Source organism: Spongiibacter sp. C9W, assembly GCF_057370015.1.
On record NZ_CM170672.1, the window covers coordinates 1,483,168 to 1,498,903 of the forward strand.

Annotated in this window: 10 protein-coding genes; 6 read left to right on the top strand and 4 right to left on the bottom strand. The window is 56.3% G+C overall.

Annotation, left to right across the window (positions count from 1 at the left end):
- The first annotated feature begins 106 nt into the window (after positions 1 to 106).
- From AC2Q8J_RS07030 to AC2Q8J_RS07045, 4 genes are all read left to right on the top strand, one after another.
- A complete protein-coding gene (locus AC2Q8J_RS07030) occupies positions 107 to 2,716 on the top strand; it encodes a TonB-dependent receptor (RefSeq protein WP_486452507.1) in 2,610 nt (869 codons plus the stop codon).
- A 36-nt stretch (positions 2,717 to 2,752) separates the two neighbouring features.
- A complete protein-coding gene (locus tag AC2Q8J_RS07035) occupies positions 2,753 to 3,631 on the top strand; it encodes an SDR family NAD(P)-dependent oxidoreductase (RefSeq protein ID WP_204995139.1) in 879 nt (292 codons plus the stop codon).
- Positions 3,632 to 3,727: 96 nt separating this feature from the next.
- Positions 3,728 to 4,594 (top strand): alpha/beta fold hydrolase, encoded by an 867-nt coding sequence (locus AC2Q8J_RS07040; protein ID WP_286694373.1) that lies wholly within the window; start codon positions 3,728 to 3,730, stop codon positions 4,592 to 4,594.
- 80 nt (positions 4,595 to 4,674) lie between these two features.
- Positions 4,675 to 6,171 (top strand): CoA-acylating methylmalonate-semialdehyde dehydrogenase, encoded by a 1,497-nt coding sequence (locus AC2Q8J_RS07045; protein WP_204995137.1) that lies wholly within the window; start codon positions 4,675 to 4,677, stop codon positions 6,169 to 6,171.
- 29 nt (positions 6,172 to 6,200) lie between these two features.
- Here AC2Q8J_RS07045 and AC2Q8J_RS07050 read toward each other — a convergent pair whose 3' ends face one another.
- Complete coding sequence (locus AC2Q8J_RS07050) at positions 6,201 to 6,803, bottom strand: TetR family transcriptional regulator (protein WP_204995136.1); 603 nt, start codon at positions 6,801 to 6,803, stop codon at positions 6,201 to 6,203.
- Between the two features lie 208 nt (positions 6,804 to 7,011).
- On the opposite strand from AC2Q8J_RS07050, the gene AC2Q8J_RS07055 reads away from it, so the two are divergent.
- Both AC2Q8J_RS07055 and AC2Q8J_RS07060 read left to right on the top strand, forming a co-directional pair.
- Entirely contained in the window at positions 7,012 to 8,178 is a 1,167-nt protein-coding gene (locus tag AC2Q8J_RS07055; protein ID WP_286694371.1) for an alkane 1-monooxygenase, read from the top strand.
- 63 nt (positions 8,179 to 8,241) lie between these two features.
- Positions 8,242 to 10,791: a TonB-dependent receptor gene (locus AC2Q8J_RS07060; protein WP_286694370.1), complete on the top strand. Its 2,550-nt coding sequence runs from the start codon at positions 8,242 to 8,244 to the stop codon at positions 10,789 to 10,791.
- A gap of 13 nt (positions 10,792 to 10,804) precedes the next feature.
- Here the strand turns inward: AC2Q8J_RS07060 and AC2Q8J_RS07065 are convergent, their stop codons facing one another.
- The 3 genes from AC2Q8J_RS07065 to AC2Q8J_RS07075 are packed head-to-tail and all read right to left on the bottom strand — an operon-like array spanning position 10,805 to position 15,488.
- On the bottom strand, positions 10,805 to 11,857 hold the full coding sequence (locus AC2Q8J_RS07065) for a 2-oxoacid:ferredoxin oxidoreductase subunit beta (RefSeq protein WP_204995133.1): 1,053 nt from the start codon (positions 11,855 to 11,857) through the stop codon (positions 10,805 to 10,807).
- A complete protein-coding gene (locus tag AC2Q8J_RS07070) occupies positions 11,857 to 13,704 on the bottom strand; it encodes a 2-oxoacid:acceptor oxidoreductase subunit alpha (RefSeq protein WP_286694369.1) in 1,848 nt (615 codons plus the stop codon). Before AC2Q8J_RS07070 ends, AC2Q8J_RS07065 begins: the two co-directional genes overlap by 1 nt.
- Positions 13,701 to 15,488 carry an FAD-dependent oxidoreductase gene (locus AC2Q8J_RS07075; protein ID WP_286694368.1) on the bottom strand — a complete coding sequence of 596 codons (1,788 nt, stop codon included), beginning with the start codon at positions 15,486 to 15,488 and terminating at the stop codon, positions 13,701 to 13,703. Before AC2Q8J_RS07075 ends, AC2Q8J_RS07070 begins: the two co-directional genes overlap by 4 nt.
- Positions 15,489 to 15,736 lie beyond the last annotated feature (248 nt).

Below are 15,736 nucleotides of genomic sequence, written 5' to 3' on the forward strand. Positions count from 1 at the left end.
AGTATTTTTACACTATGGTGTAAAAATACTTCAAGGTAGAAAAAATACTTATAACAATAATTAAACGGCGGCGTATTACAGCCCGCCAATTCGCCGGAGAGTCATCGTGGATTATTTTGCACGCCCTAGCCTCAGTGCTATCGCCGGGGGCATCGCCCTCGGCCTAAGTATTAGCCCGTTTACCAACGCCGAGTCAGCCGCTGACAACACCTTACAAAAAGGTGTGCTGGAGGAAGTGCTGGTGACAGCGCGAAAGCGCAGCGAGAGTATGCAGGACATCCCTATTGCCGTTACGGCAATTAGCGCCGACAGTCTCCGCGAGCGCGGCATTAGCAACACCAGCGAGTTAACCAAGTCGGTTCCCAGCCTCGAGATTCGCAAGGGCCAGGCCAATCAAATTTACATTCGCGGCATTGGTGAACGCACCGGTTTTGCCCGCGTTGATCCCACGGTAGGCGTGTATTTAGACGATTTATTCCTACCCCGCTCAGACGGCCAGCTACTCGATACCGTCGACATCGCCAGCATTCAGGTATTGCGTGGCCCACAGGGAACTCTTTTCGGGAAAAACACCACCGGTGGCGCCATGGTGGTCAGCCTGCAAAAGCCCGACGCCGAGCCCGCAGCGTATGTGGAAGCAGGCGTCGGCAACTACGCCCAGCGACGCTTGAAAGCCGGTGTAAACTGGCCAATCGGTGATCACTTTTTCACCCGCGCGGCGATTAACATCACCAAAGACGATGGCTACTTCGAGAATGTAGCCACCGGCCAGAACAACCCCACCAATGACCGTCAGTCGCTGTTGCTGCAAACCCGCTGGGAAGCCAGTGAGCATTTCAGTCTGGATACCCAGGCATTTCTGGGGAAAATCCGCGAAAACCTCAGTGGTATCAACTGTTCTGTGCCCAGCCAGGAGGCCCTGTATATACAGGGCCTTTGGGTTGCCCACCCCGGCGACACGGATCCTGCAAATTTGCGGGCCTTTCAGGAAAACTGCGACGCCAACTCCCGGGAGCGCCTGGGCGATTTAAAATCGAACCAGGGTCCCAACCCGCGCTTGCAGAATGATCTTGATACCGCGCTGCTCGCGGCGACCGCTGACTGGCAGATCAGCGACACCTTGAGCCTGAAGTCCGTTATCGGCCTGCGCGGCGAGAAGGAGGGCCCAATACAGGCCAGCGATCCCGATGGTGGCCCCGCGCTGTGGAGTAGCTACATCAATACCGAGGACAGCGACCGGCGTTCCTACAGCTTTGAACTGCAGCTCAATGGTTCAGCCTTTGAACAACGCCTGCGCTATACCGCCGGCCTATTTGCCATGCAGGAAACCAACAGCGAGAACTTCACCGTCTCTAACAGTATTCGTGGCATCGACTCGCAGACCCTGGCAGAGCTTGCCCTCAGCCAGTCGCCCACACGCCCCGTGCCGGGCGGCACCGTGCCCTTGGTCGGTTTTATCGGTGCCCCGCTGGTGGTTTCGGACTTCGAATTGGAAAACACCACCCTCGCCGCCTTTACGCAAGCCTCCTTTGATATCAGCCAACAGTTAGAGCTCACACTGGGCTACCGCATTACCGAGGAGCAGCGGCAATCCGAACTCAGCACCACCGAGGCCGACATGGCGGCAATCGAGCAGCGCCTGCTCGGCAGCGGCCTGTTTGGTAACGGCACTAACATCGGCGTGTTTGGCCCCGGTGCCGGCGGCTTTTTCCCCTACCTCGGCCCCCTGGGCTGGCGAGACGATCCAGTGAGCATTGCCGCGGCCCTGTTCCCAGACGCCGACGGCGATGCCCTTCACGACTATCCCTTAGACCCGAATACCCGCCGCAAGGATATCGGCGACGAAACCTTTCGCCAGGCCACGCCAATGGTGTCATTGGCCTACACACTGCCGGACCACTGGCTAGACGGAGAGTTGCTCAACAGCGCAATGTTTTACGCCACATGGAGCCGCGGCTTTAAGTCGGGCTTTTTCGAGCCGCGGGGCGTCGACGGCCTGCAGCGGATCAACCCGGAGGTCGTCACCAATAACGAGATCGGCTTTAAGATCGATGCCTTTGAGCGCAGTGTTCGTATTAACGGCGCGTTCTACCACATGGACTTTGACGACCAACAACTCATTGCCGTTGGCTCAGACTCGGCGCAGAACGTTGTTGTGGTATTCGGCAATGCCGGCCAGTCTGAAATATGCGGCGCGGAGCTGGAACTGTTATGGCTTCCCAGCTCGGCACTGCAAATTAACGCCAGCCTCAGCATCAATAACTATCGGTACATAGAATTCACCGAGCTGGACCTGCAGTCGGCCATTGTTGGCCAGGAAAAGTTCGTCGATCGCAGCAATGAGACCTTTCCTGTCTCCCCGGACAAGTCAGCCTCGCTTGGCGTGCAATACACCTGGTCCGGCGACATCGGCATAGTGACCTCTCGCCTCGACCTCAGCTACAAAAGCGACGTTTTCTACGGTTTTGACCCGGCATCCTATGCCGCCTTCAAGGACTCACCGGAAAAGGCCGGCCAGCCCGCCTATGCATTGCTGGATGGGCGCCTTACCTGGCAAAACACAGCGGGTGATCTCACCGTTTCGGCCTGGGCAAAGAATCTCACTGACGAGCGATACCGCATCGGCGTCGTCGCCGTTGCCGACTCATCCGGCACCTATAACCAGGCCTGGGGCGAACCCAGAATGTTCGGTCTGGATCTTCGACAATTGTTCTAACACTGGCAACACACTATTTATAACAAGGAGAAAACCATGCAAAGCTTCAAAGAAAAAGTCGTTGTCGTTACCGGCGGCGCCAGCGGCATTGGCCGCGCACTCGCCAATGCATTTTTAGAGGAAGGCGCCAAAGTGGTGATCTCCGACGTGGAGAAAACCGCACTGGATAAAACGGCAACTGAGTTAGCCGCCAAAGGGGGCGTGGTTCGCGCAGTTGTCACCGACGTATCCAAACCCGAGTCGGTCAATGCTCTGGCCGATGCGGTGTTCAGCGAATTTGGTGCCTGCCACGTGCTGTGCAACAACGCCGGGGTTAGCGTACCCAACAATAATGTGTGGGACACCACGCCCAACGACTGGCAGTGGGTATTAGGCGTGAATCTGCGCGGCATCGCCCACGGCGTTCAGGCCTTTGTGCCACGCATGCTGGAGTCCGGTGAAGAGGGCATTATTATGAACACCAGCTCTGGGGACGGCGGCATTTCACCGCTGGCAGACCAATCTGTCTACGCCTCGAGCAAAGCCGGGGTGTCAATCATGACGGAGTGTCTAAACGCACAGCTTGTTGGCCAGGAAAGCAAATTGCGCGCCTGCATCTTCTATCCGTCCGGCGGTATCTTGCCAACGGGCATTTGGACCACGCGCCGCAACCGCCCCGCTGAGCTCGCGCGAGAAAAGCCTGCCCCCGAAGGCGCAGAAATGACCTTCGACGAGTTTATGGAGGGCATGAAGCAAATTGGCGTAGACCTGCCAGTACAAGACCTGGACGAATTGGCACGGTTTGCTCTGGATGGGCTGCATCAGGGCGACTTTGTGATTATGATTGGCCGCGAGTCGATGGAAGACACACTGGTGGAGCGCGCGCGCAAACTCGCTCGAGGGGAATGCCCGATAGAGCACGGCTTGCACGCATAGTTACTGAAACCACGCCCACCCCAGGTGTAAGAATGCCCCATGTGGATGCGCCGCCGATGCGCCCACATGGGCAACCACAGCAACCGGGAGGGCGCCATGTTAACGCGCGTAGAACACGATTTTGGCCGCGGCCCCGCGGCCTGGCTCCACGGCGGAAAGGGCGAGCAGCCACTGCATTTCGCTGCCGCTAACGGCTTTCCCGTTGCCAGCTACCAGTTCTTTCTACGCCACTTTGCCGACGACTTTTCTCTGCTTGGCATGGAAAACCGCGGAGCCTGGCCGCATGCGCAGCCACCGCGAGGTTTTAACTGGCAAGATCACGCCGACGACCTGATTGCCTTTCTCGAGCACCAACAAACAGCCCCGGTCGTGGCACTGGGACATTCCATTGGCGCATCGGTAAGCGCCCTTGCCGCCGCGCGTCGGCCGGATTTATTCAAAGCGCTGGTGATGTACGACCCCGCCACATTGCCCGGCCGCCTACTGCCTAAATTTCCAAAGCTGATTTCCCCGTGGGTCACACGCCATATCGGCCTCGTCAAACGCACACGCGGGCGGCGGCAACAGTGGACTGACCACCGCGAGTTCATCGACTATCACGCGCAAAAACCTATATATAAGCGCTTCTCTGAGCAGGCTTTTGTCGATTACGCCAACGCTGTACTTAGCCCCGTCGACGATGGTTACCAACTGAATTACTTACCGGCGTGGGAAGCACACAACTTCAGCCATGTTGACTCCCCCTGGCAGGCGTTGAAAACCATTAAGGTGCCAACGCTGTTGCTGCGCGCCGAGCACAGTTACCTCTACCCACCCAGCGTATTTGAGTTTCACGCGCGGCGGTGCTCGCCCTGCGTCGACCACTCTGTGATCGCAGGCGTCGGCCATATGGCCCTGCAAGAGGATGACGAACAGGTTGCCGCCATAACCCGGCGCTGGTTGAGCGAGCAACAATTGCTGTAGATCAACGCTGTCCGCACTTGGCATTCTTTTTATGGCGCCAGCCTTGCTACACTGAGCCACTTTCCACAGCGAGGTGAGCCATGACGACCATCATTCCGCAGTTCATTAACGGCGAGTACCTGCCGGGACAATCCACTGAGTCGCAAAGCATTGTCGACCCCGCCACACAGCAGCACCTTGCCAACCTTCCCTACAGCAGCGAGGCCGATATTGAACGCGCTATTGAAGGCGCCGAAAAAGCCTTTGCATCGTGGCGGAAAGTGCCAGTACCCGAACGCGCACGGCTGATGTTGCGCTATCAGCACCTACTAAAAGCCCACCACGATGAACTGGCGGAAATTCTGGCCCAAGACAACGGCAAGACCTTTGAGGATGCCAAGGGCGATGTCTGGCGCGGCATTGAAGTTGTCGAGCAGGCCTGTAATATCCCCAGCTTACTGATGGGCGAAACCGTTGAGAATGTCGCCCGCGATGTCGACACCTACAGCATCACCCAGCCACTGGGAGTGTGCGTAGGCATTACGCCGTTTAATTTCCCGGCGATGATTCCACTGTGGATGTTCCCGCTGGCAATCGCCTGCGGAAATACCTTTATCCTCAAGCCCTCTGAACAAGTGCCAATGACCGCGCTGCGACTTGTTGAACTCTTTGAGGAGGCGGGCTGCCCAGCAGGCGTATTGCAAATGGTTCACGGGGGCAAACAGCAGGTCGACGCCCTGCTTGATGCGCCACTGACCCGAGCGATTTCCTTTGTGGGATCGGTTCCCGTCGGTGAGCATATTTATCGCCGCGGTTGCCACCAGCTCAAACGCGTGCAGTGCATGGCCGGTGCGAAAAACCACATGGTGATCATGCCCGATGCCGACAAAAACACCGTGATCAATAATTTGCTGGGCGCTGCTGTCGGCGCTGCTGGTCAGCGCTGCATGGCAATAAGCGTGGCGGTATTCGTGGGCGATGCGATTCAGTGGCTGGACGAACTTACTGAGAAACTCCGGGCAATTCGCCCCGGACATTGGAAAGATCCCGAGGCCGGCTACGGCCCCTTGATCAGCCCGGCAGCCAAACAGCGCGTGGAGGCCTTAATTGCCGCTGGCGTGGATGAGGGGGCAAACCTGAAACTCGACGGCCGCCAATGCCAGGTTGCGGACTTCCCCGACGGCAACTGGCTTGGCCCCACGGTATTCGCCGATGTCACCACCGACATGCGCATCTATCGGGAAGAAATTTTTGGCCCGGTACTGTGCGCCATGCAGGTTGCCAACCTCGACGAAGCGCTGGCACTGGTCAACAGCAGCCCCTTTGGCAACGGCACGTCGATCTTCACCGCCTCTGGCGCCGCGGCTCGCCGCTACCAAAGCGAGGTTGAAGTGGGTCAGGTGGGCATTAATATTCCCATTCCCGTCCCACTGCCGTTCTTTTCATTCACTGGTTGGAAAAAGTCATTCATGGGCGATCTGCATGCCTACGGCAAACAGGCGGTGCGCTTTTATACTGAGACCAAAACCATCACCGCGCGCTGGCCTGAAGACGACGCCAGCTCAAGCGCGCCGAATATGACCATTTCTCTGAAATAATTAGAGGGGTCGCCAAAAAGGCGGCCCCGCTAAAACAAGATGAGCTTTACTTGATTTTCAAATTCAGCAAGTAGGCGATCGCCCTCGCTGGGTGAGTCCCGCGATACATCGAGAATGTCGGGGATCAAACTGAGGCCCAGTGAAATAATGGCGGCCACAGCGGCATACTTACTTTCGAGGTCAAAGCGTTCAAAGAGCCCACGCCGATGGAAGTCGGTCGCCATGTCCTCAACAATTTCCCGCACCTCATTGCGAATCGCACCTCGCAATAGCGAAGAACTCCCCGCCCGTTCTCTGGCGATCAAAATAAACAGCGGTTCATTGCCGCGAATATACCCAAACGCCGCCTGCACTGACGCCTCGATAACCGCTTCCTCTGACTCCGCGTCCCTGACGCTACTCAACACCTCGCGCAGGGTGCTGCCCACTTCATTAACGAGCGCTAATCCCAGTTCCTCCACCGAGGAAAAGTGGCTGTAAAACGCCGGGGGACTCAAACCACAGGCCTTGGTGATCTGTCTCAGACTGATACCAGACAAACCACTCTGATCTTCCGCCAAAAGGTTCAGGGCCGCATTCATCAACTTTTCCTTGTTCCCCTTGCGACTCTGTTTGGGCTTGCTCTCGCTCATTTTCTCCTCAACTGAGAACGCATTTTTACAAATGTTAACACCATCACACGACTACCGCCCAACAACATCCACACAAACCGTTGATAACACAACAAAAATAGAACATATCAGAGAACAGTAGCGCCTGGCATAAAATCTTGACACCCGTTAAGTTAATGGACTAAAGTCCATCTTAACACATGTTAACTTCAATAAGAGGCGATTTCGGATGTCTGCAAGCACTTCACACTGGCGCGACCCCAAGCGCTATATGTGGGCCTTGGGCCTATTGGTTCCACTGTTCCCCATTGTTGGCGCCGCCATCTACATGACAACGGGACAAATATGGGGCTGGTGGTTTGCTCCCTTCATGGTGTACCTGGTGATCCCGATGATGGATTTCGTCATTGGCACTGACCGCTCAAACCCACCAGAGAGCGCTGTTGCGCAACTCGAGGCCGACCCTTATTACCGATACATTGTTTACGCGTATATCCCGCTGCAATACGTGGGCACGTTAATCGCTGTGTGGTTTGCCTGTACTGAACTTGGCCCCTGGGGTATCGCTGGCGCCCTGTTAAGCTGTGCTTACGTAAACGGCATCGGCATCAATACCGGCCATGAGCTTGGCCATAAACGCGACGCTCTCAGCCAGTTTTTGGCGAAGCTGGCACTGGCCCCCGTCGCCTATGGCCACTTTTATGTCGAGCACAACTTCGGTCATCACCGCAACGTCGCGACTCCCAAAGACCCCGCCAGCTCAAGGATGGGAGAGAGCTTTTGGCGCTTTCTGCCCCGCACCGTCATTGGCAGCTTGCGCTCAGCATGCGAAATTGAAAAACAGCGCCTCGAGCGCAAAGGCCTCAGCTTTTGGCACTGGCGCAATGACGTGCTTCAGGCATGGTCGATGACGATTGTACTGTTCGCGGCATGCACCCTCTGGCTGGGCTGGCCTGCCCTGGCGTTTCTGGTGGTTCAAGCGGCCCTCGGCGCGTCATTGCTGGAGGTCATCAACTATGTTGAACACTATGGCCTGCTGCGCCAGCAAGATGAAAAGGGTCGCTATGAGCGCTGCCTACCCAAGCACTCGTGGAACAGCAACCACATCGTTACTAACCTGTTGCTCTATCAGCTGCAGCGCCACTCCGACCACCACGCCCATCCCAACCGAGCGTTTCAGGCCCTGCGACACTTTAGTGACAGCCCACAGCTGCCCTCTGGCTATGCGTCGATGATGATCCTCGCCTACTTTCCGCCGCTGTGGTTCCGAGTGATGGACCCGAAAGTTGTCGCTCACCATCAGGGCAATCTCAGCCAGGCGCATTTGCACCCAAGTAAGGCGCAGAAGCTGAAACGCCGTTACCCAACGTCAAGCAATCAGGGCCGAGCTGCCTAATCAACGCGAAAACACCTGTCGCCGCCGCTTAGGCGGCGCCTCAGTTTGTAATGGAGAACCATAATGATAAGAAAGACTGCACTATACAGCGCACTATCTATCGGACTCTGCCAAAGCCCGCAGCTTTTTGCCGCACAGCTGGAAGAAGTTATCGTTACCGCGCAACTGCGCGAGCAAAGCCTGCAAGACGTACCGGTTTCGGTCAGCGCAATCGGTGGTGAGAAATTAATGGAAGCCGGGCTGGCAAAAATTGAAGACCTGCAGGCCTACGTCCCCAACTTTACGATGACCGAATCCAGTATCGGTACCGACATTTATATTCGCGGTATCGGCTCCGGTGAAAACCAAGGCTTTGAGCAATCGGTTGGCATGTACGTAGATGGCGTGTACTACGGCCGCGCCCAGCTGGCGCGCGCGCCCTTCCTCGACCTAGAGCGTGTCGAAGTATTGCGTGGCCCACAAAATATCCTGCTGGGTAAAAACAGTATTGCCGGCGCCATCAATGTCGGCACAGCCTCGCCCAGCCAGGAACCCGAGCTGTTTATTCAGGGCACCTACGAGCCCGACCTCGGTGAACGAGTGATCGACTTTGTTGCCTCTGGCCCACTGACCGACGCACTGAGCATGCGCTTTGCAATGCGCCAGCGCCAGATAGACGGCTTTGTGGAAAACCAGGTTCTCGACCGCGATGAGGCCGAGCGCGACGAGGCAACCTATCGACTGAAAGTCGGCTGGGACCCAGGCGATGATTTCAAGGCCATGCTGAAACTGGAAATTGGCAGCTTCGATGTGGTGGGTCGTCAGTCGGAGATTATTAACGACACTCCCTCTGACTCAGACATCTTTATCTTCACCGGGCGCACTTATGGTGAGATTCTCAACAACACTGTATTCCCTGACTTCGGCGCCGCCAGCGGTGTTTTCGCTGCCCTGCCAGCGCCGGTGCGCAACCTGCTGCAACTGCAGGACAACGGCTCCATTCTGAATATGCAGGCCGATGACTCGGTGCTCGACACCAAGGCCGATCGCAAGCGCCACGCCAATGGCGACTTCAGCTATAACGATACGCAAAACGTCACCCTGAATATGGACTGGTATAAAGACGGGCACACCTTCTCGTCGACTACCGCCTACATGGCCTACCAGTACGATGAAGAGTGTGACTGCGACTTTACCGGCTCACCCCTTTTCCAGGTGGTCATGGAAGAGGAATACGAGCAGTTCAGCCAGGAATTTCGCTGGATATCCCCGGCGGGCGAGAACTTCGACATGATCGCCGGCACGTACTTCCAGTACAACGATGTCTACTTTTTCGACTCCATTGTGCTGCCCTCCACGCTGATTCCCCAGCTGATCAATGCTGCCGACCTGCTTGAAGGCGGCGCACGCGGCGACATCGACCCCGGCGCCAATGGCAGCAGCGGCTTTGAACTACTGGGTATTGGCGATGCGGGTAACTCGCTGATCGATATTCGCTCACCGCGCGATTTCAAAAGCGACTCGATTATTGCCTCGGCCTTTATGCAAGGCACCTGGATCATCAACCCGAGTTGGCGCCTGACTCTGGGCGGCCGCTATACCTACGAGAAGAAAAGCGGCAGCAGGAAGCTAGAGTTCGGGCTGCCGGATGGCTCTCGCCTGCCGATCGGTGAAACCGATACCGCCGCTGCGGTGACCTTTGCCGCTGAGCGCCACGACTTAAAAGGTAAGCGCACCGAGTCACAGTTTGCACCGCTGGTAAATATTCAGTGGGACATCAACGACGCGGCAATGAGCTACTTCTCCGCTCGCCGAGGCTTTAAATCGGGCGGCTACGATGCCCGCTCCAACTCTTCGCCCAGTGCCGACCCCACACCGAGCAACCCCAATGCCGTTGGGCCTAACCCGCAGGTATTAATCGGTAGCTTCGAGTATGAGGAAGAGCGCGCCACGTCCTACGAGTTAGGTTTGAAAACCACCTTGTTCGACGGTGTTGCCGAGCTGAATACCGCACTGTTTTACACCCAGTTCGACGATCTTCAGGTCAGTGTGTTTGATGGCACCCTGGGCTTCAATGTCGGCAATGCCGCCAGCGCTGTGACCCAGGGTATTGAATTCGACGGCCGTATCGCACTGAGTGAAAACCTGATGCTTGCCGGTGGCTTGGCGTTTTTGGACTTTGAGTTTCAAAATCACGAATTCGGCACCTGTATTCAGGACCAGATTCCCGACAACCCCAATGGCATCAACTGCGATTACTCCGGTAAAACCAACCAGTATGCCGCCGACTTCTCGGGCAACTTATTGCTCGCGTACGAAAGCGCACTGGGTGACAGCTTAATGCTGCGGGCAAACCTGGATGCCATCTTCAGCGACGAGTACCACCCGTCGCCAAACCTGGATGAGCGCGTAAAACAAGACGCCTTTATTCAGTACAACGGCCGGGTATCACTGTCTGCGGCAGACGGCACCTGGGAGCTGGCGCTGCTGGGTAAAAACCTCACCGACGAGCTGATAGTGCTGTACGCGGTTGACACCCCCGTGGCCAAGAAAGTCATCGCAGGCACCACCAGCCACCACGGCTTTACCAACCCACCCCGGACGCTCGCCCTGCAAGCCTCCTATCGCTGGTAAGCCGCAGACAAGCTCAACGCAAACTGTCGTTGAGCTTGTCTAATACCTTCTGACCGGGGCAAAGCTCTGCCTCGGTCAAGGCCTGCAACGGTGTCTTGCTGGTACCGATAATTTCATGCAGGTCCTGAGAATCCTCATCCATATACAACAGCCCGGTGAGAATTTGCTCTTTGGCTCGGTAATCCTTTATCAAGCGCAACGCCGAGCGCCGGCTGTTTAGGTCCAGCTCTGGATCCGCCTTGCGAAGCTGCACCACTGAGCCGTCATGCAGCGTTACCGCCTTGCTTTCACCCTCGGCATAACTGGCCGAAATTTCCTGCTTAAACGGAACATAATCCACCGTCCCCGTCGCCGCCAAGTGGTCGCGCACATACTCATACCCCTTGGTCGAAGCCGGATTATTATTAAAGGTGACACAGGGTGAGATCACATCGATAAAGGCAAAACCGCGGTGACTGATCGCTGCCTTGATCAACGGCACGAGTTGCTCGCGATCCCCCGAGAAGCTCCGCGCAACAAAGCTGGCACCGAGCTGCAGGGCGATGCTGGCCAGGTCGATGGCCTCAAAGGGATTGGGCTCACCCTTTTTACTGGCCGAGCCAACATCGGCGGTCGCGGAGTCCTGCCCCTTTGTTAAACCGTAGCAGCCGTTGTTCTCGACCACGTACATCATATTCACGTTGCGACGCACGGCGTGAGTGAACTGCCCCATACCAATGGATGCTGAATCGCCGTCACCTGAGACGCCAACGTAGATTAAGTCGCGGTTCGCCAGGTTCGCACCTGTCGCGACCGATGGCATGCGGCCGTGAACCGAGTTGAAGCCGTGAGAATTGCCGAGAAAGTAGGTGGGTGTCTTCGAGCTGCAGCCAATACCGGAAAGTTTGGCCACCTTGTGTGGGGCGATGGATAACTCGAAACAGGCCTGCACAATCGCCGCGCTAATCGAATCGTGGCCACAACCCGCACAGAGTGTCGATAGCGCGCCTTCATAATCCTTGCGGGTAAAACCCAACTCGTTAATCGGCTGCTCTGGATGGCGGAAACTCGGGCGTAAATAGGTCATTACACGGTCTCCTTGGCGGCGCGCAGCGGTTGTACTTTGTTCTCGTCAAGGTGGCGACAAATATCGCTCTCAATCTGCCGAGCGGTAATCGGCATACCGCCGTAGTTTAAAATAGGCACTAAACGACGCGGCGATACCAGGCATTCGTTGACGATTAAGCTGCGCATTTGCGCGTCACGATTTTGCTCAATAATAAAAAGTTGCTTGTGGCTATCAATAAACGCGGCCACACAATCATCGAAGGGAAAGGCCTTTAACCGCAGCGTGTCGACGGCAATCCCCGCTCGCGACAAACTGTCTACCGCCTCTCGCGCTGCCTCGTGGCTGGTTCCGTAGTAAATCACCCCTACATCTGCAGCGCCGCTCGCGTTGCACTCCTCCGCTTTGGGCACCTTGGTGGATGCCGTTTGCCATTTCTTCAGCAGGCGCTGCATATTCAATTCGTATTGCGCGCTGTCTTCGGTGTACACGGCGTACTCGTCTCGGGAGGTGCCGCGAGTGAAGAATGCGCCCTTCTCCGGATGGGCACCGGGGTAGGTGCGATAGGGAATACCGTCGCCATCGGTATCGAGATACCGGCCAAAGCGCTCCGACATCGCCTCTAGTTGCTCGCCGCTGTACACCTTGCCACGACGGTATTCGCGCTGGTCATCCCAGCTCAACGGCGGCGACATACTGTCATTCATACCCAGATCCAAATCGCTCATCACAATCACTGGGGTCTGCAACTCTTCAGCTAAATCGAAAGCCTCCGCCGTCATGGAAAAGCACTCCTGCGCCGTGGCCGGAAACAACAGCACGTGTTTGGTATCGCCGTGGGAGGCATAGGCGCAAGCCATCACATCCGACTGCTGTGTTCGCGTCGGCATACCGGTAGATGGCCCGGCTCGCTGAACATTAATAAGCACACAGGGAATTTCGGCAAAATACGCCAGCCCCAAAAACTCACTCATTAGCGAAATTCCCGGGCCACTGGTTGCCGTAAATGCGCGGGCACCGTTCCAACTGGCACCAATCACCATGCCAATTGCCGCCAGCTCATCTTCAGCCTGCACAATGGCGTAGTTCTTATTGCCGCTGGCAGGATCAATGCGCAAGCGCTTGCAGTATTTATCAAAACCATCGACGACCGAGGTCGAGGGCGTAATGGGGTACCAGGCCGCAACGCTTGCGCCACCATAGATGGCCCCCAACGCCGACGCCGTGTTGCCGTCGATAAGGATCGCGTCACCCACGGCGTCGCGACGCTCCACGCGAATACCCAGCGGGCAGTCGATGCTCTCCGCAGCGTAGTGGTAACCCAGTTCCAGGGCCCGCACATTGGAAGTAATCAGCTTTTCCTTGCCCTGAAACTGGTCGGCCACCAGGCCGGTAAGCACATCAAACTCGATATCCAGCAGCGCGGCGAGCGCCCCCACATAGACCACATTGCGAAACAGCTGCTGCTGACGCGGATCGCTAAATTCCCGACGGCACAAGTCGCGAAGCGGAATACCAATGAAGGTAACATCACTGCGCAGTAAACGCAGGTCGAGAGGCTTGCTGGAGTCATAGAGGAAGTAACCTCCGGACTCTAATTCTTTGATGTCTTTCGCCATGCTCTGCGGATTCATGCAGACCATCATATCGATGCCGCCACGGCGACCGAGAAAGCCCTTCTCGTTCACCCGCACCTCGAACCAGGTCGGTAGCCCCTGAATATTAGAAGGAAAGATGTTTTTGGGGCTTACCGGCAGACCCATACGAAACAGCGCCTTGGCAAACATATTGTTGGCACTCGCCGAGCCGGTGCCGTTAACATTGGCGAATTTGATGACAAAATCATTGACCGCTTCGATACGCTTCATGGCTGTACTTCCTCGCCGGCTTTGCTGACGCTGTAATAAAACTGCTGCATATCCCAAGCCGCAGTAGGACAGCGCTCGGCACACAAACCGCAGTGCAGGCAGACATTTTCGTCTTTAACCATGGCCCTGCCAGTTGCGAGGTTGTCGGATACATAAATGGCCTGATCAGGATTGTTCGCAGGCATCCGCAGTTTCTGACGCAGCGTGCTTTCTTCGTCGTCGTTAACAACAAAGCTCAGGCAACTGGTTGGACATATATCCAAGCAGGCATCACACTCAATGCACAGTTTCTCGGTGAAGACGGTTTGCGCATCGCAATTCAGGCAGCGCTGCGCTTCGTGAAAGGCTGTTTCGGCATCGAAGCCTAACTCAACCTCTAAGCTGCGGTCGGACAATGCCTGATCCAGGTTGGCATGGGGAACACGATAACGGGCGTCATCTTCAATTTGATTGTCATAGCTCCATTCGTGAATACCCATCTTCTGGCTGACCAAGGTCACCCCCGGCGGCGGGCGCTGTGTCACCGACTCGCCGCGGCAAAACAGATCAATAGAAATCGCCGCTTGGTGGCCATGGGCAACAGCGGTAATCACATTTTCCGGGCCAAAGGCGGCATCGCCACCAAAAAACACATTGGGCAGCGTCGACTGGAAGGTGTCCTTATCGACAACGGGCAATTGCCACTGATCGAACTCAATACCAATATCGCGCTCAATCCAGGGAAACGCATTCTGCTGACCGATGGCGACCAGCACATCGTCGCAGGCCATATCGACTGGCGGCTCGCCGGTGGGTATCAGTTGCCGCTTGCCGTCTTCGTACACGGCCTTCACTTTCTCAAAGCGCATGCCAACCAGCTTGCCATCTTCAACAAGAAACGCCTTGGGGACATGGTTATCGTAGATCGGAATGCCTTCCTGCTGGGCGTCTTCCTTTTCCCAGGGGGAGGCCTTCATCTCTTCAAAGGGGCTGCGCACCACCACGCGCACGTCTTCGCCCCCCAAACGTCTGGCTGTTCGGCAGCAGTCCATGGCGGTATTCCCGCCGCCGAGTACCAGCACTCTGCGCCCAACTGTCTGCACATGACCAAACGCCACACTGGCCAGCCAATTGATACCAATGTGGATATTCGCGTCGGCGGCTTCGCGACCAGAAATATCTAAATCGCGTCCCATGGGCGCGCCGCTGCCAACAAACACCGCATCGTAATCGCTCTGTTCAAGCAGCGCCTTCAAACTGTCGACATAGTGCCTAAAGTGGCTGACCACCCCCATATGTAAAATGGTATCGACCTCTTCATTCAGCACCGACTCAGGGAGCCGGAACGCCGGTATCTGGCTGCGCATGAATCCGCCGCCCGCTGGCTGCTCGTCAAATAAGTCGATGTTGTAACCAAGAGGCATGAGGTCGCGGGCAACTGTCAGCGACGCTGGCCCGGCACCCACCAAGGCTATTCGCTTACCGTTTTTCTTTTTCGGGATGACCGGCAAGCGGTCCTGTATATCCGCCTTATTATCGGCAGCCACGCGCTTTAACCGGCAAATCGCAACGGGTTCTTCTTCCACCCTGCCACGCCTGCACGCGGGTTCACAGGGGCGGTCACAGGTGCGCCCAAGCACACCGGGAAAGACATTCGACTCCCAGTTAACCATATACGCATCGGTATAGCGCTGAGCCGCGATCAGGCGAATATATTCGGGAACGGGGGTATGGGCAGGACAGGCATATTGGCAATCCACCACCCTGTGGAAATACTCCGGGTCTTTTACATCGGTCGGTTTCAATGTTCCCCCTAAATACTATTCTTATTTGGGTTTGAGGAAGCAAAAACGTCTTGTTAGCGGCGATTACAGCATAGCGGCATTAAAAATTCACCAGAAAAATACCGCCATAAATGGCGATAACCGATCAATTTTTGAGGAGGCACCCACACAACTTCTGCAAAGCATGAGCAGCGCTGAACTTTCTGGGCTAGGGTTTACCTAACAGGGTGTGACGCAAAATTAAGCTGTCACCAACAGCAGGGAGGCGA